Origin of the sequence: Burkholderia sp. BCC0398, from assembly GCF_902833245.1 — a bacterium.
Classification (GTDB): Bacteria; Pseudomonadota; Gammaproteobacteria; order Burkholderiales; family Burkholderiaceae; genus Burkholderia; species Burkholderia sola.
Map to the genome: position 1 here is coordinate 55458 of NZ_CADFEM010000016.1, position 21229 is coordinate 76686.

At 67.2% G+C, this 21229-nt stretch carries 22 protein-coding genes; 10 read left to right on the top strand and 12 right to left on the bottom strand.

Annotated elements, in window-relative coordinates; translation table 11 throughout:
• The first annotated feature begins 121 nt into the window (after positions 1-121).
• Positions 122-1747: a histidine-type phosphatase gene (locus tag HWX76_RS29360; protein WP_176016733.1), complete on the top strand. Its 1626-nt coding sequence runs from the start codon at positions 122-124 to the stop codon at positions 1745-1747.
• 74 nt (positions 1748-1821) lie between these two features.
• Here HWX76_RS29360 and HWX76_RS29365 read toward each other — a convergent pair whose 3' ends face one another.
• On the bottom strand, positions 1822-2352 hold the full coding sequence (locus HWX76_RS29365; protein WP_089489973.1) for a YcxB family protein: 531 nt from the start codon (positions 2350-2352) through the stop codon (positions 1822-1824).
• A gap of 335 nt (positions 2353-2687) precedes the next feature.
• On the opposite strand from HWX76_RS29365, the gene HWX76_RS29370 reads away from it, so the two are divergent.
• Positions 2688-2996, top strand: a complete 309-nt coding sequence (locus HWX76_RS29370) for a hypothetical protein (protein WP_050017116.1) — start codon at positions 2688-2690, stop codon at positions 2994-2996.
• A 22-nt stretch (positions 2997-3018) separates the two neighbouring features.
• Here HWX76_RS29370 and HWX76_RS29375 read toward each other — a convergent pair whose 3' ends face one another.
• Positions 3019-3315, bottom strand: coding sequence for a hypothetical protein (locus HWX76_RS29375; RefSeq protein WP_050017117.1), 297 nt, complete (start codon positions 3313-3315; stop codon positions 3019-3021).
• A gap of 425 nt (positions 3316-3740) precedes the next feature.
• Between HWX76_RS29375 and HWX76_RS29380 the strand changes: the two genes are divergently transcribed.
• On the top strand, positions 3741-5345 hold the full coding sequence (locus HWX76_RS29380) for an EAL domain-containing protein (RefSeq protein WP_089490026.1): 1605 nt from the start codon (positions 3741-3743) through the stop codon (positions 5343-5345).
• Positions 5346-5363: 18 nt separating this feature from the next.
• Here HWX76_RS29380 and HWX76_RS29385 read toward each other — a convergent pair whose 3' ends face one another.
• Entirely contained in the window at positions 5364-5723 is a 360-nt protein-coding gene (locus HWX76_RS29385; protein WP_235356287.1) for a hypothetical protein, read from the bottom strand.
• A 221-nt stretch (positions 5724-5944) separates the two neighbouring features.
• On the opposite strand from HWX76_RS29385, the gene kdgT reads away from it, so the two are divergent.
• The 4 genes from kdgT (at position 5945) to HWX76_RS29405 (ending at position 11175) form a co-directional block, all read left to right on the top strand.
• Positions 5945-6964 carry a 2-keto-3-deoxygluconate transporter gene (gene kdgT / locus HWX76_RS29390; protein ID WP_050017119.1) on the top strand — a complete coding sequence of 340 codons (1020 nt, stop codon included), beginning with the start codon at positions 5945-5947 and terminating at the stop codon, positions 6962-6964.
• 196 nt (positions 6965-7160) lie between these two features.
• Complete coding sequence (locus HWX76_RS29395) at positions 7161-7400, top strand: hypothetical protein (protein WP_244138030.1); 240 nt, start codon at positions 7161-7163, stop codon at positions 7398-7400.
• Positions 7401-7479: 79 nt separating this feature from the next.
• Positions 7480-9864, top strand: coding sequence for a DNA polymerase II (locus HWX76_RS29400; RefSeq protein ID WP_176016734.1), 2385 nt, complete (start codon positions 7480-7482; stop codon positions 9862-9864).
• 180 nt (positions 9865-10044) lie between these two features.
• Positions 10045-11175: a J domain-containing protein gene (locus HWX76_RS29405; RefSeq protein WP_176016735.1), complete on the top strand. Its 1131-nt coding sequence runs from the start codon at positions 10045-10047 to the stop codon at positions 11173-11175.
• A gap of 51 nt (positions 11176-11226) precedes the next feature.
• Here HWX76_RS29405 and HWX76_RS29410 read toward each other — a convergent pair whose 3' ends face one another.
• From HWX76_RS29410 to HWX76_RS29435, 6 genes are all read right to left on the bottom strand, one after another.
• The gene (locus tag HWX76_RS29410) at positions 11227-12132 is read right to left on the bottom strand and encodes a LysR family transcriptional regulator (RefSeq protein WP_050017138.1); all 906 of its coding nucleotides are present in this window, start codon (positions 12130-12132) and stop codon (positions 11227-11229) included.
• Between the two features lie 61 nt (positions 12133-12193).
• On the bottom strand, positions 12194-13438 hold the full coding sequence (locus HWX76_RS29415; RefSeq protein ID WP_176016736.1) for an acyl-CoA dehydrogenase family protein: 1245 nt from the start codon (positions 13436-13438) through the stop codon (positions 12194-12196).
• Between the two features lie 38 nt (positions 13439-13476).
• A complete protein-coding gene (locus tag HWX76_RS29420) occupies positions 13477-14235 on the bottom strand; it encodes a glucose 1-dehydrogenase (protein ID WP_050017140.1) in 759 nt (252 codons plus the stop codon).
• Positions 14236-14242: 7 nt separating this feature from the next.
• The gene (locus tag HWX76_RS29425) at positions 14243-15007 is read right to left on the bottom strand and encodes an SDR family oxidoreductase (protein WP_050017141.1); all 765 of its coding nucleotides are present in this window, start codon (positions 15005-15007) and stop codon (positions 14243-14245) included.
• A gap of 50 nt (positions 15008-15057) precedes the next feature.
• The gene (locus HWX76_RS29430; protein ID WP_176016737.1) at positions 15058-16089 is read right to left on the bottom strand and encodes a phosphotransferase; all 1032 of its coding nucleotides are present in this window, start codon (positions 16087-16089) and stop codon (positions 15058-15060) included.
• Between the two features lie 19 nt (positions 16090-16108).
• Positions 16109-16783, bottom strand: a complete 675-nt coding sequence (locus HWX76_RS29435) for a histidine phosphatase family protein (protein WP_124594872.1) — start codon at positions 16781-16783, stop codon at positions 16109-16111.
• Between the two features lie 172 nt (positions 16784-16955).
• Here HWX76_RS29435 and HWX76_RS29440 point away from each other — a divergent pair, with 172 nt between their 5' ends.
• Entirely contained in the window at positions 16956-17162 is a 207-nt protein-coding gene (locus HWX76_RS29440; RefSeq protein ID WP_023474879.1) for a DUF1737 domain-containing protein, read from the top strand.
• A gap of 119 nt (positions 17163-17281) precedes the next feature.
• Entirely contained in the window at positions 17282-17437 is a 156-nt protein-coding gene (locus HWX76_RS29445) for a DUF3309 family protein (protein WP_006483086.1), read from the top strand.
• Positions 17438-17562: 125 nt separating this feature from the next.
• Here HWX76_RS29445 and HWX76_RS29450 read toward each other — a convergent pair whose 3' ends face one another.
• The 3 genes from HWX76_RS29450 to HWX76_RS29460 all read right to left on the bottom strand — a co-directional run bounded on the left by HWX76_RS29450 (position 17563) and on the right by HWX76_RS29460 (position 20153).
• On the bottom strand, positions 17563-17931 hold the full coding sequence (locus tag HWX76_RS29450) for a BON domain-containing protein (RefSeq protein ID WP_176016738.1): 369 nt from the start codon (positions 17929-17931) through the stop codon (positions 17563-17565).
• A 57-nt stretch (positions 17932-17988) separates the two neighbouring features.
• Positions 17989-18978, bottom strand: coding sequence for a LysR family transcriptional regulator (locus tag HWX76_RS29455; RefSeq protein ID WP_176016739.1), 990 nt, complete (start codon positions 18976-18978; stop codon positions 17989-17991).
• A gap of 137 nt (positions 18979-19115) precedes the next feature.
• Entirely contained in the window at positions 19116-20153 is a 1038-nt protein-coding gene (locus HWX76_RS29460; protein ID WP_176016767.1) for an NAD(P)H-quinone oxidoreductase, read from the bottom strand.
• Between the two features lie 194 nt (positions 20154-20347).
• Here HWX76_RS29460 and HWX76_RS29465 point away from each other — a divergent pair, with 194 nt between their 5' ends.
• Positions 20348-21220, top strand: a complete 873-nt coding sequence (locus HWX76_RS29465) for a LysR family transcriptional regulator (protein WP_027813897.1) — start codon at positions 20348-20350, stop codon at positions 21218-21220.
• Positions 21221-21229 lie beyond the last annotated feature (9 nt).

The window sequence follows — 21229 nt, forward strand, 5'->3', positions numbered from 1 at the left end:
TTGTCCGACCGCATTCTGACATTCTGCTGTCAAAGTCGCTTGCAACACTTCGGGGTTCGACCACATTGCCCCGGAGACGGCGCGACGCGCATGCGCATCGTGCCGTCCGTTGCCCGCCACGATGACACGCCCGACCCGCACCACCACCGCCCTCGCGATTGCCTGCCTGTTGCTCGCCGCTTGCGGCGGGGATGACTCGACGCCGCCCGCCACGTCGGCCGACAACAACGGCACGGCGCCCGCACCGCAGCCGCAACCTCAGCCCACGCCGACTCCGGCACCCGCGACCTACTACCAGACGAAGACGCCGTACCGCCCGCAGCAGGACGCCGCGACGTACGAAGCGCCGCCGGCCGGCTACGCGCCCGTCTATACCGAACTCGTCGCCCGTCATGGCTCGCGCGGGCTGTCGGGCTTCAAATACGACGGCGCGATCTACGCGATGCTGGTCAAGGCCGAGGCCGACGGCGCGCTGACGCCGCTCGGCGTGCAGCTCAAGGCCGACACGTACGCGATGATGAAGGCCAATGCGCTGCTCGGCTACGGCGTACAGGGCATCTCGACACCCGGGTACGGCAACCTCACGCAAACCGGCATCCGCGAACATCAGCAACTTGCCGCGCGTCTCGCGCAGCGGCTACCCGCGCTGTTCGCGGCGGGCAACCGGCAGGTGGTCGTCGTCAACTCGGGTCAGGATCGCGCGGTCGACAGTTCGACGTATTTCTCGGCGGCACTGGTTGCCGCGCAGCCGGCGCTGGCGCCGGCCATCACGCTGCCGGCCGCGCCGGCCGGCTATCCGGCGAGCGCACCGGTCGCGCAGCCGGCCGGCACCAACCGCTTCCTGCTGTATTTCCATTCGCTGAAGCCGGCCACCGATCTCGTGACCGACACGAGCGATCCGTACTACGCGACCTATCAGGCGAGCCAGGCGTACCAGACCTATGCAAACGACGCGACGGTGGCCGCGAAGCTGAAGGCGATCAAGGCCGCGCCGCAGGCCGCCGACGTCGCGCAAACGGTGCTGTCCGCGCTCGTGTCGCCGGCCTTCATCGCGAAGCTCGGCGCCGACGGCTACACATTCGCGAACACCGGCACCTATGCGTTCACGTCGACGGATGGCAAGTTCACCAACACGCTGAAAGGCGACGGCAAGACGAAGATCGCGACCGCCGTCGATGCGGTGAACGTGCTGTACAACCTGCTGCAGGTGGCGCCGGCCATGACCGCGGAAACCGGCGGCGTCACGATGGAAAAGTACATCGGCGCGGAGCAGGCGCAGTATCTCGCGTATCTGCAGGATGCCGAGGACTACTATCAGAAGGGGCCCGGCATCCAGGAAGCGAACCCGGTGACGTACCGGATGGCGAAGGTGCTGCAGGACGATTTCTTCGGCGAAGTCGACGCGATCGCGCGCGGCGACCTGACGCACGCCGCGAAGCTGCGCTTCACGCATGCGGAGATCGTGATTCCGTTCGCGTCGATCATGAACCTGAAGAACGTGTTCGTGCCGACGCCTCAGGCGCAGACGTACACGTATGCGAACAATCCGTGGCGCGGCGACCAGGTGTCGCCGATGGCCGCGAACATGCAGTGGGATGTCTATCGCAACGGATCGCGCCTCATCGTGAAGATGCTGTACAACGAGCGCGAGACGGATTTCCAGGCCGCGTGCGACGGCGCGAAGATCGCGCCGGACAGCCACTTCTACGACTACGCGGGGTTGAAGCAGTGTTACGGGTATCAGTGATGGGATGCGCGGGGCCTCCTGGCCGCAAGCGCGCGTCGAAACCCGGACGGCGCAGGCCGTCCGGCCACGGCCCGCTAGACTTTGTGCACGCCGTTCTGAAGCAGCACTCGATACAGGAATGCCACTTGTCCGTCGTTCAGCACGCGCTTCGGTACCACGCGGAACATCACCGATGACTGATACAGCAGGATCATTTGACGATCCTCGCTCCAGTGAATGAGATCCGCGTAGTGAATTTCGTCGCGCGAAGTCGGCGTTTCGACAATGAACCGGTCGCCTTGGAAAATGACCGTGTGAACCTGATGAAGCGTCCTTTGCTGGTCGTAAATCTTGCGACCTGCGCGCGGCAGTATCAGATGATTCAGGATGGGCACGCCGATCGCGACGACAGCCGCGATTCCCGCGGCCATCCAGACATAGCGCCATTCCGGAAAATGTCCGCTTGCTATCCGGACGCCGCCGACCAGCAGGACGATGTACACGATCGCACCGATCGCAAATGACTTGAGCAGGTATTTCCAGTTGTACCTGCGCCAAAGATGCAGGCGGTAGGCGTGGACGAGATCGTCCGCGGTTATTTGAAAAACGACTTCGGTATCGCTCATGGGCGGGCTCGGAACGCTCTCTGGTTCTTGTAATTGCTCTGGACGCTTCGCCGCGAGCACCGCGCTCGGGCGGGTTGGCAGTGCGCGCGCACAGAGACGTGCAAACGAAGCGGCGCGATATCGCCGGCCGATCGATGCACGGCGACAATATACATGCGTGGAACGACACCCGTGCGGCGAGTCGCCGCGGCAGTGGTGCGGCCTGCGGCGAGCGGCAGACGCGGACGGCCGGCATTGTACGCGGCCAGCAGTCTGTTCGGGGAAGTGACTCGCATGTTGCGCCCACGAACTCACGGCGGCTCGCATGGTCGAACGTGCATCGCCGGAGAACCCTCATGAAACGCGTCGCCCTTGCCGCTGCCCTGACCCTGTTTGCCACCATCGGCGTGTCCGCGCCGGCCTTCGCCGGTGCGTCCTCCGGCATCGCGCCGGTTCCGGTTCAGGCCTACGCGAAAAATTGCGTGCCGTCGCGGGATGCCGCGCAAGGCGCCCATTCGCCGTCCAGCGCGCCGCCGATCCGCGTCTGCGTCGGCGATTCCGATACGCAGTTGAACCTGCCGTGGTTCGTGACCGATGTCCTCACCGCCGTGGACACGCACCAGTCGCCCAGCGGCCTGCTCCACAAGATGCGCAACGACTTCTGACGCGCCGCCGGCACCGCATCGTTCATGGCTCGTCGGGGCGCGTCAGCACCTGGATGAACGTGCCGACGATGCCGGCCCACATCGCGGGGTCGGCGATGCGCGCCAGCAACCCCCGCAATTCCCGTCGCTCTCTTTCCGACAGCACGCCGTGCGCGCCGCGGATGCTGTCGTAACGCGGCGTACCGCGCGACGCGAGCGCGCGATCGAGCGAATAGTCGCGGGCCTCCCCGTCCACCGAAATCCGGATCCACAGCGAACCGCCGTCCGCCGCGGCGGCGCCATCGGTCACGATGACCGTCGGTGTGGCATTTTCTTTCATCGCAACGCTCCGGTTTGACGCGCTGGCGGCAAATTGCCGACCACGGCGCCCTATTGAAATGTTTCTTTTCGAGACGCAATCCCGAAACATCATCAATTTTTAGACAACGATATTACGTAATGGCGCGCCGCATCTTATACTTGCCACGCACCATCCTCGTGCCAAGAGACGGTGTCTTTTGTCCCGGCTGCACGCACCGTGCGGCCGGGGCTTTTTTCGGTACGTTACATCGAGATACATGCCGAATGTGCGCATGTTCTTAAGGAATGCTGCCAGATGAATGGCTGATCGCGACTGGCCGAGCGGATGCCGTCGCGACGCCCGACTCGATCGGCGTCCCGAAACCGGCGCGCAAGCCGCATGGTCCGAATCAGGCATGCGGCTTGCGCGCCGTCGGCGCACCGACCGGTTCGACTTGCCACGCCATGCGTACAACACCAAAGGCAACCGCGGGATTACGGGCGCTCCCGCCCGGCTCGACGCATCTTTTCCACCGCGGCGGCGCGTGGCCGCGCGTCGTCCTTTTCGCCGCCGTGATCATTTGCGTGCTCGTGCCCGCGTTCGCGATCGTGCTGGCCGACCGCTACGCCCGCGATACCGTCACCGCGCATGAGCGCGCCGTGGCCCACGACATCGTGGCTTCCGTGGACCGCATCCTGGACGGCGTGCGCCTCCGCCACGCGGACGAGCTGACCGCGCTGGTCGGACAGCCGTGCGCGACGGTGTTCCGGACGCTGGCCGAAGTGGGCACTCGCCTGCGCTATCTGCGTGCGGTCGCGCTGGTGAACGACGGCCGCGTCATATGTTCGTCGGCGCTCGGCTCGATCGACGTGCCGCTCGTCAAGTATGCGCGCGAGCCCGAACCGGGATCGATGACCGTCACGCTGCTGCGCCAGACGGCGTTCCAGCGCGGCATTCCGGTGCTGTACGCATTCCGCGCCACTGCGCGCGGCGCGGGCGTCCTGTACCTGATCGAAGGCGACTACGTGGCCGACGCGCTCGCCCTCGGCACCGCCAACGGGGCGGAAACGGCGACGCTGTCGATCGCGGGGTCGGGCCGCCTCGATCAGCACGGGACGTTCGCGCCGGACACGGACGCCGGCCCCACGGGCGGCAGCACGATTGCGTCGCAGCGCTGGCCGTTCAAGGTGTCGGTCGTCGCATCGGCGCGCTACGCGTCACAGGTCCAGCGCCACGACCGGCTGATTTGCGCGACGATCGTCCTGCTGGCCGACAGCCTCGTGATGGCCGCCTACCTGCTCGCGATGGCGCCGCGGCGGCTGTTGCTGAAGGCCGTGCGCCACGCGCTCAGGCGCAACGAATTCCATGTCGTATACCAGCCGATCGTCGACGTGCAGACGCGCAGGACAGTCGGCGTCGAGGCGCTGCTGCGCTGGCACCATCCGAAGTGGGGGGCCATCAGCCCGGCCGTGTTCATCCCGCAGGTGGAATCGAGCACGCTGCTGCCGAAGGTCACCGAATTCGTGTTGCGCACGGCGGTGTCCGAGCTGACCGCGCTGACGCCGTCCGCGCCGCTGCGCATCGCCGTGAACGTGGCGCCGCGGGATCTCGAGCGCGCGCGGTTCGTGGCCGTCGTCGAGGAAACGATCCGCGCGCTGCCGCCCGGCTTCACGCTGGTGCTCGAAGTCACCGAGCGCATCCTGCTCGAGAAGAACGCGCGCACCACCGAGATCTTCCAGGCGCTGCGATCCAAAGGCGCGAAGTTCGCGATCGACGATTTCGGCACGCATCACAGCAATCTCGACATGCTGTCGCGCTTCCCTTTCGACTACGTGAAGATCGATCGACAGTTCGTCTCGCAACTGGACAGCGGCAGCGAGAAGCTGATCGAAGGGATCGCGACCGTCGCGCACCACTACGGCATGAAGATCATCGCGGAAGGCGTGGAGACGGAAACCCAGCATCGCGCGCTGCATGCGGTCGGGATCCAGTACGCGCAGGGATACCTGTACCAGCGGCCGCTGCGCGCGAAGAACCTGAAGCGCGACGTCGCATGGGCGACGGTGTAGCGGCGACGCCGAAGGCGACTACTGCGCGCCGTATTGACCGCCGACGCGCACGCGATCCTGCTCGACCCATCCTTCGACGTCGTCGCCGGTCTTGCCGTTCACGTACATGATGTTGTACCAGCGCCCGTGCGACTTGTAGACGGTCACCGAATCGCCAGGAACGATGAAGGTACGCTTCGTGATGCACTGCGCGTCGGGCGCAGAGTAGAAATACGCGCGCCCCGTGCCGACGACCGTGCCGGACGCCGGCGGCCGGAAGTTGTCGTCCGGGCCGCTCGTGGCCGCGTCGAGCTTCCCGCAATCGACCGCGCTCTTTGCGTGCGCGCCGTTCGCGCCCACGCTCGCACCGACCACCAGCATCGCGATGCCGATGCGCATCGTCGTTTTCATCTTCATCATTCGCCCGCTACGCCCTATCGTTTTCTCGGTTTGCCGGTTCGCGGCCGGCACTCGCTCAATCCTGCGCGACGGTCGTCGCTTCCGGATGATACGACGACCATCGAAACGCATAAAAACGGACCACCGTTCCGAATCATGTCCTATAGTCAGTCAGCAGACATCATTCGACAACGGGACGCATCGACGTCCACGGAGGAGACGTGAAGCTGAAACAGGCCATCGACCGCATTCCGGGCGGGCTCATGCTGGTCCCGATGCTGCTGGGCGCGTGCGTGCACACGTTCGCCCCGAACGCCGGGAAGTACTTCGGCTCGTTCACCAACGGCCTGATCGCGGGCACGGTGCCGATCCTCGCCGTCTGGTTCTTCTGCATGGGCGCGACGATCGACCTGCGCGCGACGGGCGTCGTGCTGCGCAAATCGGGCACGCTGCTCGCGACGAAGATCGTGGTCGCATGGCTCGCGACGCTGATCGCCGCGCGGTTCATCCCCGACGACGGTATCCGCACGGGCCTGTTCGCGGGCCTGTCGCTGCTCGCGATCACGACGTCGATGGACATGACCAACGGCGGCCTCTATGCGGCCGTGATGCAGCAATACGGCACCAAGGAAGAAGCCGGTGCGTTCGTGTTGATGTCGATCGAATCGGGGCCGCTCGTCAGCATGCTGATTCTCGGCGCGGCCGGCGTCGCGGTGTTCGAGACGCGGCTTTTCGTCGGCGCGGTGCTGCCATTCCTGATCGGCTTCACGCTCGGCAATCTCGATGTGCAGCTGCGCGACTTGTTCGGGCGCTGCGTCCATCCGCTGATCCCGTTCTTCGGCTTCGCGCTCGGCAACGGCATCGATCTGAACGTGATCGCGAAGAGCGGGCTGCCGGGTATCGCGCTCGGGCTCGCGGTGATCGTCGTGACGGGCGTGCCGTTGATTCTGGCGGACAAGTTCCTGGGCGGCGGCAACGGGACGGCCGGGCTGGCCGCGTCGTCGACGGCCGGCGCCGCGGTCGCGAACCCGGCGATCATCGGCGAGATGATCCCGAAGTTCAAGCCGATGGTGCCGGCGGCGACGGCGATCGTCGCAACCGCGTGCCTCGTGACGGCGATTCTCGTGCCGATTCTGACGGCGATGTGGGCGAAGCGGGCGGCGAGGGTGTCGGGGGTGCCGATGCAGGTCGCCGCGCGCTCGTCGCCGGGACGGGCGATCGAGCATGAGGGGCATGTTTGAGGGGGCGCCGGTTCGAGTCTGGCCTCAGGCACCGCACATCCTGGCGTCTGCCAGCCATGATCCCGCAAACGCTCACCTTCATGTAGGCTCCGGAAGCCGGCTCACGTCGCCCAGGCCGGCGTTTTCCGGAGCGCTTTTCACGCCCACTGCCGTCCTGCTGCGGACAAACCATTCGCACCTCTACCCGGGCAGCATCGTGACGCTCGACCGCGATGCGCCGCGCACCGCCCAGCCGCATCCCGCCGTCATCGAATTCGCGGACGGCTCCGGCGCCGCCGCGACACTGTCCCGCGTCGGCGACGATACCCTTGAACTCGCGGTAGACGGATACGTCACGCAGAAGCGCAATACGATCGCCGCGCGCCGCTGGTTGCTGCAGCCGATCGATGCGGCCCAGACGGGATGGCGCGTCGCGCTCCGCCTTCCTGCCACCTGATGCCAGACGGCCGCCGCCGGCGCGAAGCGCTTCCAGGCGCTAAAATCCGCCGCCTGAGCATCCACGACGAGCAAGCGTTTTGACGGCGTTCGAGCAGGGTTTCATCCTCACCCGCCACTGGCGGGACACCGCATCCGGCATCGAGATCGAGTTCTGGCTGGCAACCGAACACGGTCCGCGCCGCGTACGGTTGCGCCCGCAGGAAGCCGTCGCGTTCATTCCGGCCGAACAGCAGGCGCTCGCCGAACGCACGCTGGCCGGCGAGCGCGAGGCCGAGTTGCGCCCGCTCGCGCTGCGCGACTTCCGGCAGCGCCCCGTCGTCGGCCTCTATTGCAAGCGCTATCGCCATCTGTCCGGGCTGCAGAAGCGGCTCGCCGCCGCCGGTGTCGACGTCTACGAAGCCGACGTGCAGCCGCCCGACCGCTACGCGATGGAGCGCTTCATCACGGCGTGCGTGCAGTTTCGCGGGCAACCCGGCCCCGACGGCACGCTCACCGGCGGCGAGCTGAAGCCCGCAACCGGCTATCGCCCGGCGCTGCGCTGCGTGTCGCTCGACATCGAAACCAGCGTCCACGGCGAGTTGTACTCGATCGCGCTCGAAGGCTGCGGGCAACGACAGGTCTACATGCTCGGGCCGCCGAACGGAGGCGACAGCGACGCAGCAAACGCCGTCGACTTCAACCTCGACTACTGCGACAGCCGCGCCACGATGCTCGCGCGGCTCAACGACTGGTTCGACGAGCACGACCCCGACGCGGTGATCGGCTGGAATCTCGTGCAGTTCGACCTGCGCATCCTGCACGCGCACGCGGAGCAATACGGCGTGCCGCTGAAACTCGGGCGCGGCGGCAGCGTGCTCGACTGGCGCGCGCACGGTCAGCAGCCCGACCACTTCTTCGCGGGCGCGGCCGGCCGGCTGATCCTCGACGGCATCGACATGCTGAAATCCGCGACGTGGACCTTCCCGTCGTTCAGCCTCGAATACGTGTCGCAATCGCTGCTCGGCGAAGGCAAGTCGATCGACAATCCGTACCAGCGGATGGACGAGATCCAGCGCCGCTTCGATCACGACAAGCCCGCGCTCGCGCGCTACAACCTGAAGGATTGCGAGCTTGTCACGCGCATCTTCGACAAGGCCGACCTGCTGTCCTTCGCGCTCGAACGCGCGAGCGTCACGGGGCTGGCTGCCGATCGCACCGGCGGGTCGGTCGCGGCGTTCACGCACCTGTACCTGCCGCGCATGCATCGACTCGGCTATGTCGCGCCGAACCTCGGCGACGTGACGGGGCAGAACAGCCCCGGCGGCTTCGTGATGGATTCGCGCCCCGGGCTGTACGACTCGGTGCTCGTGTTCGACTACAAGAGCCTCTATCCGTCGATCATCCGCACGTTCCTGATCGATCCGGTCGGCCTGATCGAGGGGCTCGCGCATCCCGGCGACGACGCATCGGTGCCCGGTTTTCTCGGCGCGCGTTTCTCGTGCACCGCGCACTGCCTGCCCGACATCGTGCGGCGCGTGTGGGAAGGCCGCGACGACGCGAAGCGGCAGCGCAACGCACCGCTGTCGCAGGCGCTGAAGATCATCATGAATTCGTTTTACGGCGTGCTCGGCTCGACGGGCTGCCGCTTCTTCGACCCGCGCCTCGCGTCGTCGATCACGATGCGCGGCCACGAGATCATGCACCGCACGCGTCAACTGATCGAAGCTCAGGGTTACGAAGTGATTTACGGCGATACCGATTCGACGTTCGTGTGGCTCGGCCGCGCGCATGACGACGACGAAGCCGGCGCGAAGGGCCGTGCGCTCGTCGAACACGTGAATCGCTGGTGGCAAGCGCACCTGCGCGAACAGTTCGGACTCGACAGCGCGCTGGAGCTGCAATACGAGCGGCATTACCGCCGCTTCCTGATGCCGACCGTGCGCGGTGCGGAAGAAGGCAGCAAGAAGCGGTACGCCGGCCTCGCGGCGACGGCCGACGGCGGCGAGGACCTCGTGTTCAAGGGGCTCGAAACGGTGCGCACCGACTGGACGCCGCTCGCGCAGCAATTCCAGCGCGAGTTGTACCGGCGCGTGTTCAGGCTCGAACCGTACCAGGATTTCATTCGCGACTACGTACGCCGCACGCTGGCCGGCGAATTCGACGATCAGCTCGTGTACCGCAAGCGCGTGCGCCGGCCGCTGCGCGAATACGAACGGAACGTGCCGCCCCACGTGCGCGCGGCGCGCATCGCCGACGAGTTCAATCATGCGCAGGGCCGGCCGCTGCAGTATCAGCGCGGCGGCTGGATCAGCTACGTGATGACGACGGCCGGCCCCGAGCCGCTTGAAACGATGCGCTCGCCGATCGACTATGCGTTCTACCTGAGCCGCCAGCTTCAGCCCGTCGCCGATGCGATCCTGCCGTTCCTGCGCGACGATTTCGAACGCGTGATCTCCGGGCAGGGGCAGTTGTTCGGCGACTGACGGGCCGATGGGCCGAACGGTGCACCGGGCGCGGATTCCGGCGCGCTGGCCGTGCCCGCCGTGAAGCGCCGACGCGCCGCCGATCGCTGCGGGGAAGCACCCCATTCCGCGCCGCCCCGCAGGCATGCGGCTAAAATACCGGCCTGCCGCGCGTCCCGCCGCGGCCGGAGGACACTCATCATGACCGCACGTCGCGGTGCCGCGGTCGCCATCGCACCCGGCCACGAGACAGCCAGCCTGTCGAAAGCCCAGCAAACCTTCAATGCGCTCGTCGAGCAGATCGAGGCGCGGCGCGAGCGGCTCGGCGCATGGGACGCGGTCATGCCGGCCTTCCAGAAAAAGTTCGTCGACGCGCTGCTGCCGCTCGAACAGGCGTCGACGGCGTTGCGAATCCGGTTGCTCAACCTGCTCGACGACGCGTTCCTGCAGAAAGGTCTGAGCAAAGCCGAGCAGCGCGCGCTATCCGCGCTGATCGCCGACATGGCGCGCGACTTGCTCGGCGTCAGCGACGACGCGACGTTGAAAATCATCTACAACCGGCACTGCCCGTCCGACGACGACGACGGCGCCGCAGCGACGGCCTCCGCACGGACGAAGCCGGAACCGGAAACGGAACCCGCCGCCGAACCAGCGGACGATCTCGACACGCTGTCGCCCGACGAACTCGCCGCCCGCATCCAAGCCGAATTCGACGAACAGTACACGCGCGACATGGCCGCCCACGAGGCCCGCGAAGCCCAACGCGCGAAGCGCAAGAAAGCGCCCCGGCAATCGGCCGCGCAGGCGCGACGCGAAGCCGAGCAGGCCGAATCGAGCAAGTCGCTCCGCGACGTCTATCGCAAGCTCGCCAGCGCGCTGCATCCCGATCGCGAAACCGATCCCGAGGAACAGGCGCGCAAGACCGTGCTGATGCAGCGTGTCAACCACGCGTATGCGAAAGGCAACCTCCTGCACCTGCTGGAGCTGCAACTGGAGATCGAACAGATCGACCGGCGCGCGATCGACGGCCTGAGCGAAGCGCGGCTGACGCACTACAACGGCATCCTGGAGGAACAGCTCCGCGAGCTCGACCAGGAGATCGGGCACGTCGAGAACGATTTCAGGCGAACCTACGGCATCGCGTCGTCCACCAAGGTCGCGCCCGATACGGTGATGCGCATGCTGACGCGCGACATTGCCGGCATGCAGCGCAGCAACCACGACCTGACCGTCGCGCTGCGCGAGTTCGACGATCCGGACAGGGTCCGCGACTGGCTGAAGGACCTGAAGCGCCGGCCCGCAGCGTCGCGCTTCGACGACGATTCGTATTGAGCCATCGAGCCGGCAAGCGCGGGCGAACTTGCGACGCGCACGCCCCACCGTTCACCGCACCTCGCCGATCCCGCCCATCAGCGCCATCAACTGCCCGCGCAGCCACTGGCTGCCCTGATCCTGATCGGCGCTGCGATGCCAGTAGCAGAAGTAATCGAGTCCCGGCATCTCGAACGGCAGTTCCAGAATGCGCGCCGGATAGCGCTGCAGCAGCCGCAGCGGCGCCGTCAGCGCGAGATCGCCGCGCATCGCGATCAGCGGCGCGACCATGTAGTGCTGCACGCGCATCTGGATGTTGCGGCGCAGCCCGAGCCGCGTCAGTTCCGCGTCGACGTGCCCGCTGCCCTTGCGGCGGCTCGATACGTGGATGTGCCCCATCGACAGGTAGTCGTCCAGGGTCAGCGTGTCGCCCTTGAACGGATGATCGTCGCGGATCATGCACGCGTAGCGGTCCTGCACGAGCAGCGCCTGGTGCAGATGCGGATCGCCGATCAGCGGCGCGTCGATCGCGATGTCGACCGAGCCGTTCGCGAGCGCGGTCGCGACCTCGCGGCGGTCCATCGTGTAGCTGCGCACGTGCATGCCGGGCGCATGCGTCTGTAGCAGCTCGCCGAGCGCCGGCAGCAGCAGCGCTTCGGTCAGGTCGCTCATGCTGAGCCGGAACACGCGCTCGGACGAAGCCGGATCGAACACGTCGCCTTCGTGCGCGCTCGAATCGAGCAGTTGCAGCGCCTCGCGCACGCGGCCGACGATGTTCTCGGCCATCGGCGTCGGCATCATCCCGGCCGGCGTGCTGACGAACAGCGGATCGTTCAGCGTCTTGCGCAGCCGCGCCAGCGCGTTGCTGACGGCCGGCTGCGTGAGGTTCAGCACCTCGGCCGCGCGCGTCAGGTTGCGCTTGTTGTAGATCGCCTCGAATACGACGAACAGGTTCAGATCAATCTTCGAAAGGCGCATCGCCGGATCTCCTTGCCGAGATCTTACGGCGGGCGCCATTCGTTCGTCCATGTCGCCCCGCTCAGCCGCGCGGCGGCGGCGTCAGGTACGGCGCGGTCGAGCCGAGTTCGCCGTCCTTGATCTCCATCCGCGCGATCGCCTGCAGGTGCACCTCGTCCGGGCCGTCGGCGAAGCGCAGCGCGCGGCCCCAGGTCCACAGGTCGGCGAGCGGCGTATCGGGGCTCAGGCCCGCTGCGCCGAATACCTGCATCGCGCGATCGCACACGTCCGTATAAACGGTCGGCACGAGCGCCTTGATCATCGAGATCTCCTTGCGCGCGGCCTTCGCGCCGACCTTGTCGATCATCCACGCGGCCTTCAGCACCAGCAGGCGTGCCTGGTCGATCTCGATACGCGAGCGTGCGATCCATTCGCCGACGGTGCCGTGCCGGTTCAGCGGCTTGCCGAACGCGACGCGCGACTGCGCGCGGTCGACCATCAGCGCCAGCGCCAGCTCGGCCGCGCCGATCGAGCGCATGCAGTGGTGAATGCGGCCCGGCCCGAGGCGCGCCTGCGCGAGCGCGAAGCCGCTGCCTTCCTCACCGAGCAGGTTGCGCGCCGGCACGCGCACGTTGTCGAACGTGATCTCGCAGTGCCCTTCCGGCGCGTGGTGATTGACCACCGTGATGTTGCGCACGACCGTCACGCCCGGCGTGTCGCGCGGCACGAGGATCATGCTCTGCTGCTGGTGCGATTCGGCGTCGGGATCGGTCTTGCCCATCACGATGAAGATCTTGCAGTTCGGATGCGCGGCGTTCGTGATGAACCACTTGCGGCCGTTGATCACGTACTCGTCGCCCGCGCGCTCGATGCGCGTCGTGATGTTGGTCGCATCCGACGACGCGACGTCGGGCTCCGTCATCGCGAACGCCGAGCGGATTTCGCCGCGCAGCAGCGGCAGCAGCCACTGTTCGCGCTGCTCGGGCGTCGCGAACATGTGCAGCAGCTCCATGTTGCCGGTGTCCGGCGCATTGCAGTTGAACACTTCCGACGCCCAGCTCACGCGCCCCATGATTTCGGCGAGCGGCGCGTATTCGAGGTTCGTCAGGCCCATGCCGGGCTCGTCGTCCTTCAGGTGCGGCAGGAACAGGTTCCACAGCCCCTCCGTTTTCGCGCGCTCCTTCAGTTCCTCCATGAACGACACCGGATACTTGCCGGCGTGCACCTCTTCGTTCCACTGGCGGATACGCGGCACGATGTGCGCATCCATGAATGCGCTCACGCGTTCGCGCAGTGCTTCCACTTTCGGGGTGTAGCCAAAGTCCATGATCGACTCCTCGAGATTCCGTATTCCGTTCGTTCGGTTCAGAAGGCCGAGACGCCGCCGTCAACGGCGACGGCCTGCCCGGTCAGATACGTGTTTTCCTGCGCGCACAGCATCAGCATCGTCGCGACGATTTCGTCGGGCCGGCCGAGCCGCTTCATCGGCGAGCCCTGCGCCAGAAAATCCTGGCGCTCGCCGATCTCGCTGTCGGTAACCATCGGCGTCGTGCTGTAGAACGGGCACACCGCGTTCACGCGGATGCCGTGGCGCGCGTATTCGAGCGCGGCCGTCTTCGTGAGCCCGACCACCGCATGTTTCGACGCCGCATACGCGGCCAGCTTCGGCGCGCCGCCGAGCCCGGCCATCGACGCGACGTTCAGGATCACGCCCTCGCGCTGCGCGAGCATCTGGCGGATCTGGTGCTTCATCCCGAAGAACACGCCTTTTGCATTCACCGCGAAGCTCAGGTCGAGATCGGCTTCGTCGGTGTCGATCAGCGCCTTCATCGGCGGGGCGATGCCCGCGTTGTTGATGCCGACGTCGAGCCGCCCGAAGCGCGCGACGGCCTCATGCACCAGCGATGCGACGTCCGTTTCGACGCGCACGTCGCAGTGCCGCGCGACGACGTCAGCGCCGGCCGCGCGCAGCGGCGCGGCCACGCGTTCGAGCGCATCGCCGTTCAGGTCGCCGAGCGCGAGCCGCGCACCCATCGCGGCGAGCTCGCTCGCGAGCAGCGCGCCGAAGCCGCTCGCGGCGCCGGTGATCATCACGGCCTGGCCGGCGTAGCTGTCGAGTCTCATCGTGCGCTCAGATCGTCAGGCCGCCGTCGACGACGATGCATTCGCCGTTCGTGTAGCTCGCCGCGTCCGACACGAGATACAGCACGGTGCCGGCCATTTCGCGCGGCTCCGCGTGGCGGCGCAGCGGGATCTTCGTCATCCACGCGTCGTAGATGTCCTTGTCCGCGAACAGCGCACCCGCGAACTTCGTCTTCGTGAGCCCCGGCAGCAACGCGTTCACGCGGATGCCGAGCGGCCCGCATTCCTTCGCGAACGCCTTCGTCATGTTGACGACGGCCGCCTTCGTGATCGAGTAGATGCCTTGCCGGTCGCCCGGCTGCAGCGCATTCACCGATGCCGTGTTGACGATCGCGCCGCCGCCGTGTGTCTTCATCAGCTTGCCGGCTTCGACCGACATGAAGAAGTAGCCGCGGATGTTCACGTCGACGGTCTTCTCGTACGCGGCGAGATCGGTATCGAGGATGTGCCCGAAATACGGGTTCGCGGCCGCGTTGTTCACGAGGATGTCGAGGCGGCCGTGCTTGCCGCGGATGTGCTCGAACGTCGCGGCGATGTCCTCCAGGCGCCCGACGTGGCACGCCAGCGCCTCGGCGCGGCCGCCCGCCGCGACGATCGCGTCGGCCACGGCCTGGCAGTCGTCGAGCTTGCGGCTCGACACGATCACGTACGCGCCCTGCTCCGCGAGCAGCTTGGCGATTTCCTCGCCGATGCCGCGGCTCGCGCCCGTCACCAGCGCGATCTTGCCCGTCAGGTCGAACAGGTTCGTTGCCATGTTGCTGTGCTCCTCCATTGATTGAGTTGTCGTGTCGCCGCGTGGCGATATCAGCGATGCGCGTCGATCACGCCGACGGCCAGTTCGGCCAGCCGGCCGGCCATTTCGCCGACGCGCAGCGCCTGCTCGCTCGATGCGTTGCCCTGCAACGCGCGCGCCTTCACGCCCTGCGCGATCGCCGCTAGCCGGAAGAAACTGAAGGCGAGGTAGAAATGCCAGTCGCGGATCGGCGCGATGCCGCGCAGTTCGCAGTAGCGCGCGACGATCGCCGCTTCGTCCGGAATGCCGAGTTCGGCACGATCCTGGCCCGCGAGCCCGCGCACCTGGCCGCCGGACGGTAGCCGCAGGCACATGCAGAAATACGCGAGATCGGCGAGCGGGTTGCCGAGCGTCGACAGTTCCCAGTCGAGCACGGCCTGCACGCGATAGCCGTCCCGCGCGAACATCAGGTTGTCGATCCGGAAGTCGCCGTGCACCAGCGCCGGCCGGCCCGTGTCCTCGGGGCATGCCTTCGGCAGCCAGTCGATCAGCGTCTCCATCGCGTCGAGGCGCCCGGTTTCGGCCGCGCGATACTGCTTCGTCCACACGCCGATCTGCCGCTCGAAGTAGTTGCCCGGCCGGCCGTAGTCGGCGAGGCCCACCGCGTCGACATCGACGTCGTGCAGCGCGGCCATCGTCTGCAGCAGCGCGTCGTAGCAGGTCGCGCGCTCGGCCTTCGGCAGTTCCGGCAGCGCGGGGTCCCAGAAGATCCGGCCGTCCTCGAAACTCATCACGTAGAACAGGCTGCCGATCACGTCGCGGTCAACGCAGAGGTGATACGGACGCGCGACCGGCACCGCGGTGCCCGACAACGCGCTCAGCACGCGGAATTCGCGGTCGACCGCGTGCGCGGACTTCAGCAGTTCGCCCGGCGGCTGGCGGCGCAGCACGTAGCGGCCGCTCTTCGCATTCAGCAGGAAAGTCGGATTCGACTGGCCGCCGGCAAACTTCTCCGTGTCGACCGGGCCTTCGAAGCCCGGCACGTGGGTTTCCAGATAGCGCGTAAGGCGGGCTACGTCGAGTTGCTGGGAAGGATTCGTCATCGTCGCGATCGTTCGTGGGTCAGCCGTAGGTGCGCAGCGCGTGTCGTTCGGGGTCCTCCAGATGCGGGATGCCGTTGAACGACGCGAGGTGAAACGCGTCGGCGTTGAAGAAAAACTGCGAAAGACTGCTGTTGCGGATCTGCAGGTTCAGCGCGATCGCGCTCGACGGCGGCGCGGCGAGCACCTGCTGCACGGTGACCGCGATCGGGCCGCCGGAACTCACCGCGAGCACGCGCTGGCCGCCGCCCTCGCGGATCGCCGCGCGCGCGTCGGCCACGCGCTGCTGGAAATGGGCCCAGGTTTCGGGGGCCGCCTCGCCGAGCTTGTCCTCGGTCCACAGCTGCAGCACCTGCCGGAGCGCGCGGAAGTGTTCCTTCATCGAGCCGGCCGAGAGCCGCGCGATCTCCGGATAGTCGCTGGCGGCTGCCGCGAACAGCCCGTGGAAATCGTATTCGTTCAGGCCCGGATGGCGATCGACCACGACGCCTTCGCGGCCCATCCCGCGCAGAATCGCGGCGACCGTCTGCGCATGGCGGTTCATCGTGCCGCAGATCACGCGGTCGAACGTCAGGCCCTGCCGCGCGAAGTATTCGCCGAGCCACACGCCCTGCTGGTCGCCCGCCGCGGACAGCCGGTCGTAGTCGTCGGTGCCGAACGACGCCTGCCCATGCCGTACCAGAAAGAGTTCAGCCATTGCATGCCCGCCTGAGTGAAGGATTCAGCATAGCGAGCGGACGGCCATTTTTAAAATTTATTTGTTGAATGAGGGAGCATTCACGAGGTAAATGCCCACCCTGGTTTCGTAGATGGCGTGGGTTTGTCCGACTTATACTGCCCGATCCGCCCCCTTCACAGGAGTCCCGCCCATGTCGTCTTCCCCGCCCAACGACCTGCCCCGCTATCGCTTGCTGACGGGCAAGGACGACGCCACGTTTTGCCACCGTGTGTCGGATGCGCTGGCGCTCGGCTATCGCCTGTACGGCTCGCCCGCCGCCACTTTCAACGGCGATCACGTCGTCGTCGCCCAGGCCCTGCTCTGGCCGGACACCGCCGGCACGGAGGCCGGCGCGTAATCCCGGTCGCCCCCGCGCACCGTCCGATGCGACAGCGGCGCCCTACGGAACGATCGGCCCCCTGCGGCACGCGAATTGCGTCAGCCCACCCCGTGTCGAATAAATCCAGGAGGGATGCGATGCTCGGTACGATCCTCATCATCGTTCTGATTCTGCTGCTCATCGGAGCATTTCCTGCATGGCCGCATAGCCGAAGCTGGGGCTACTGGCCGTCGGGCACCGTCGGGCTGATCGTCGTCATTGTCGTGATACTGGTACTGCTCGGTCGCATCTGACGCCCCTGCCACCGGCGGGACGCGTCGCAGCCGGCACGGGTGCGTGCCTTCCCGAGCCTTCGCCGTGGATTCTTTACACGACGAGACCCGCAAAGACATGCACCCGATGCCGTCAACCCTACCCGTTACTGGCCACCCTCCAGGCGTAACTGGAGCTTGCTCTTCACCGACGTCACGCCCGGTACCTGGCGGGCCGCGTCCACCGCGGCCCGGTCCTGCGACTCGTCGGCGATCTTCCCGGCCAGTGTCACGTCGCCCGTCTTCGCCTTCGCGAACACGGTGACCTGCGCATTGCCCACGCCGGGCGCCCTCACGATGGCCTGCCGAACCTTCTTCGCGAATGCGCGGTCGGTCGCGCGTTCGGCCTTCTTCGCCACTCGCGGCGACGCGGCCGCCTGCTCGGCGGGCGCGGTGGGTGCGGCGGACTGCGCGTGACCGGCCAGCGGCGACAACGCAACGAAACCTGCAACGACGATTGCAAAACGGGACTTCATCGGATTCTCCTCGACAGGAACGAACGGGTACAACGGGTACGACGGATGGGCCGGCCGTCAGGCCGTGACACCGGCCACCGCACGGGCACGGGCACGCTCGCGGCCGCGCGGCGCCGCGAGCGCGTCGAGCGCGCGGGCGTCGGCTTTCAGCGCGGGCGACAACCCCAAGCGCAGATGCTCGACGAAGGTGCGGACCTTCGCGTCCACGAAGCGGCGCGACGCAAACATCGCGTACACGTCGAGCATCGTCAACCGGTAGTCCGGCAGCACGCGCACGAGCCGCCCGCTGCGCAGGTCGTCGATCGCCGAATAGATCGCCAGCGAGCCGATGCCCAGCCCCGCGCGCAGTGCGATCGACAGCGCCTCCGGCGCATTCGCATGGAACGGTGCGGCCGTGACCGCATGCGACGCGGTCTGGCCGCCGGGACCGTGCAGCAGCCATTCGTCGTTCGCTTCGGCCGGCGTATCGAGGCGCAGGCAGGTATGGCGTGCCAGGTCGGCGGGCGCGGACGGCACGCCGTGGCGGGCCAGGTAGGCCGGCGACGCGACCAGTACGCTGAACGACGTGCCGCATGAATGCGCGATGCAGGCGGAATCAGGCAGGCTCGCGGCCGTGACGACCGACACGTCGTAGCCTTCCTCGACGAGATTGGGCATCCGTTGCGAATAGGTCATCTCGATGGCGACTTCGGGAAAGCGCGCCCGATAGGCGACAGCCAACGCGGTCACATGGCTCTGCCCGAGCCCCGGCATCGTATGCACGCGCAAGCGTCCGTACGGGCGGACCAGCGCGTTCCGGGCCTCGGCATTCGCCTGGTCGACATCGCCGAGGATCGATTGCAGACGCTCGAAATAGCGGCGCCCGCTGTCGGTCAGCGCGATTTTCCGGGTGGTCCGGTTCAACAGACGAATCTGCGCATACGCCTCCAGGCTCGCGACGGCCCGCGACACCTGCGCGGTCGCGACATCGGTCTGCTTCGCCACGGCGGAGAAGCTGCCGGCCTGCACGACGCGAACGAACGTCCGCATGTTCTCGAGCATGTCCATTTCGACTCATCGTCCAGTCCGGTGCTGCATCCACGCGACGCGCCGGCGGGGCGCGGCGACGCATTCGGTGCCCCGATTGTCGGGCCATCCCCGCCGCGGCTTCAGCCCCCCGACCGGGGGGCTGAAGCGTCCTCGGATCATGTGGAATGCTTGGCGTTTGCGTCGATGGCAGCCCGAAGCGCACGATCCGCGGCCGGCGTCGCCAGCACGATCTTGCCGATATGCCGTCCCGAATCCATCAGCTCGTGCGCCGCGCGCGCGTCGCGCAAATCGAACAGCCGATAGACCTGAGGCTTGACCGTGCCTTGCCGGATCAGCGGCCACACGGCCTCCTCGAGCTCGCGAATGATCTGCGCCTTCTCCGCGTAAGTGCGCGAGCGCAGCGTCGAGCCGATGTGCGTGAGCCGCTTCGTCAGCATCGGAAACAGGTCGAGCTCCTTCGCGGGGCCATTGATCACGCCGATCTGCACGATGCGCCCGTTCATCGCGGCCGCCGCGAAATTGCGCGCGACGTAGTCGCCCGCGATGATGTCGACGATCACGTCGACGCCCTTGCCGCCCGTGAAGCGCGCGACCGCCTCGACGAAATCCTCGCTGCGATAGTCGATCGCGAGATCCGCGCCGAGCGACATGCTCGCGTCGCGCTGCGCGTCCGACCCGACGGTGGTGATGATCGTCGCCGCGCCGAACGCCTTCGCGAGCATCGTCGCCGTCGTACCGATGCCTGACGCGCCGCCGTGGATCAGCACGCTTTCACCGGGGGAAAACCGGCCGCGCTGGAACAGGTTCAGCCAGACCGTCATGAAGGTCTCCGGCAGCGCCGCTGCCTCGGCCATCCCGAGGCCGTCGGGAATCGCGAGCGTGTTGCTCTCGTTCGCCACCGCGTATTCCGCATAGCCGCCGCCGGGAATCAGCGCGCAGACGCGATCGCCGACGGCGAACCGCGTGACGTCGCGGCCGACCGCGACGACCTCGCCGGCGATCTCGAGGCCGGGAATGTCGGACGCGCCGGGCGGCGGATCGTACAGCCCCTTGCGCTGGAATACGTCCGGGCCGTTGACGCCGGCCGCGTGAATCCGGATCAGCACGTCGCCGGGGCCCGGCACCGGTACGGCGCGGGTCGCCGGCACGAGCACGTCGGGGCCGCCGGGCCGCACGATTTCGATCGCGGTCATGTGGGTGGGCAGGGGGTTCGCGTCATCAATCACGATATGATCCTCAACGTTCGTCGATGCGCGGCCGATTCGCAGGCCATCCCCGAATCGCGGCATCGCCATGTAGGTGAAGCCAGTCTATGGGCGATGCCGCGCGCGGGCACGCAGCGAATTACCGGTCGGGGAATGCAAAAATGCATCAGTCGGGACACACGATGAACTGGGACGACGCGCGCGTCTTTCTCGCGATCCATCGCGAACGCACGCTGCGCCGCGCGGCGCAGACGCTCGGCGTCGATCAGGCGACGGTCGGGCGGCGGCTCGCGACGCTCGAGCACATGCTCGGCGCGACGCTGTTCCTGCGTTCGTCGAAAGGCTATCTGCCCACGCCGGTCGGCGAACTGGCGCTGCGCGCCGCCGAGGCGATGGAGCAGCATGCGCACGAGCTGGTGCGGCTGACGCAGGGGGTCGACCGGCGGCTCGCCGGAGAGGTGAAGATCACGACGACCGACGCGCTCGCGATCGAGTTCGTGATGCCGTCGATCGCACGGCTGCACGCGAAACATCCCGACGTCTCCGTCGCGCTGAACACGTCGACCCACATCCTGAATCTCGCCAAACGCGAAGCCGATATCGCCATCCGCACGGTGCGGCCCGAGAACCCCGATCTGGTCGCGCGCCGGCTGGCGTGCTGGGACATGGGCCTGTTCGCGTCGCCCGACTATCTGCACCGGCACGGCGAGCCCGAGCGCGGCCGCGCGTTCGCGGGCCACGACCTCGCCGTCTACCAGCCGTACATCGACGCCAGCCGCAAGCCGACCCTCGCCGGCGAACCGATCGACGGTGGCCGCATCGTCACACGGACGAACTCGAACCTGATGCTGCGTGCGGCGCTGCGTGCGGGCCTCGGCGTCGGCGAGATTCCGGTTCACATGGGCGAGCGCGACGGGCTCGCGCGGATCTGGCCGGACCGCATGCGGGCGTCGCCGTACGAGGTCTGGCTCGTCACGCACCGCGACCTGCGCCACACCGCGCGCATCCGTGCGGCGATCGACGAGATCGTGGCCGCGTTCGCCGCGCACCGCTGACGCGGGCGG

What these genes read in the sequence shown, in the direction of transcription:
- HWX76_RS29445 (WP_006483086.1), top strand. Translation starts at nt 17,282, where the DNA reads ATGCTCGGTACGATCCTCATCATCGTTCTGATTCTGCTGCTCATCGGA.
- HWX76_RS29385 (WP_235356287.1), bottom strand. Translation starts at nt 5,723, where the DNA reads ATGCGCATCGGCATCGCGATGCTGGTGGTCGGTGCGAGCGTGGGCGCG.
- HWX76_RS29425 (WP_050017141.1), bottom strand. Translation starts at nt 15,007, where the DNA reads ATGGCAACGAACCTGTTCGACCTGACGGGCAAGATCGCGCTGGTGACG.
- HWX76_RS29415 (WP_176016736.1), bottom strand. Translation starts at nt 13,438, where the DNA reads ATGGACTTTGGCTACACCCCGAAAGTGGAAGCACTGCGCGAACGCGTG.
- HWX76_RS29420 (WP_050017140.1), bottom strand. Translation starts at nt 14,235, where the DNA reads ATGAGACTCGACAGCTACGCCGGCCAGGCCGTGATGATCACCGGCGCC.
- HWX76_RS29455 (WP_176016739.1), bottom strand. Translation starts at nt 18,978, where the DNA reads ATGGACATGCTCGAGAACATGCGGACGTTCGTTCGCGTCGTGCAGGCC.
- HWX76_RS29450 (WP_176016738.1), bottom strand. Translation starts at nt 17,931, where the DNA reads ATGAAGTCCCGTTTTGCAATCGTCGTTGCAGGTTTCGTTGCGTTGTCG.
- HWX76_RS29460 (WP_176016767.1), bottom strand. Translation starts at nt 20,153, where the DNA reads ATGACCGCGATCGAAATCGTGCGGCCCGGCGGCCCCGACGTGCTCGTG.
- HWX76_RS29405 (WP_176016735.1), top strand. Translation starts at nt 10,045, where the DNA reads ATGACCGCACGTCGCGGTGCCGCGGTCGCCATCGCACCCGGCCACGAG.
- HWX76_RS29410 (WP_050017138.1), bottom strand. Translation starts at nt 12,132, where the DNA reads ATGCGCCTTTCGAAGATTGATCTGAACCTGTTCGTCGTATTCGAGGCG.
- HWX76_RS29365 (WP_089489973.1), bottom strand. Translation starts at nt 2,352, where the DNA reads ATGAGCGATACCGAAGTCGTTTTTCAAATAACCGCGGACGATCTCGTC.
- HWX76_RS29440 (WP_023474879.1), top strand. Translation starts at nt 16,956, where the DNA reads ATGTCGTCTTCCCCGCCCAACGACCTGCCCCGCTATCGCTTGCTGACG.
- HWX76_RS29370 (WP_050017116.1), top strand. Translation starts at nt 2,688, where the DNA reads ATGAAACGCGTCGCCCTTGCCGCTGCCCTGACCCTGTTTGCCACCATC.
- HWX76_RS29375 (WP_050017117.1), bottom strand. Translation starts at nt 3,315, where the DNA reads ATGAAAGAAAATGCCACACCGACGGTCATCGTGACCGATGGCGCCGCC.
- HWX76_RS29465 (WP_027813897.1), top strand. Translation starts at nt 20,348, where the DNA reads ATGAACTGGGACGACGCGCGCGTCTTTCTCGCGATCCATCGCGAACGC.
- HWX76_RS29360 (WP_176016733.1), top strand. Translation starts at nt 122, where the DNA reads ATGACACGCCCGACCCGCACCACCACCGCCCTCGCGATTGCCTGCCTG.
- HWX76_RS29430 (WP_176016737.1), bottom strand. Translation starts at nt 16,089, where the DNA reads ATGACGAATCCTTCCCAGCAACTCGACGTAGCCCGCCTTACGCGCTAT.
- HWX76_RS29380 (WP_089490026.1), top strand. Translation starts at nt 3,741, where the DNA reads ATGCGTACAACACCAAAGGCAACCGCGGGATTACGGGCGCTCCCGCCC.
- HWX76_RS29435 (WP_124594872.1), bottom strand. Translation starts at nt 16,783, where the DNA reads ATGGCTGAACTCTTTCTGGTACGGCATGGGCAGGCGTCGTTCGGCACC.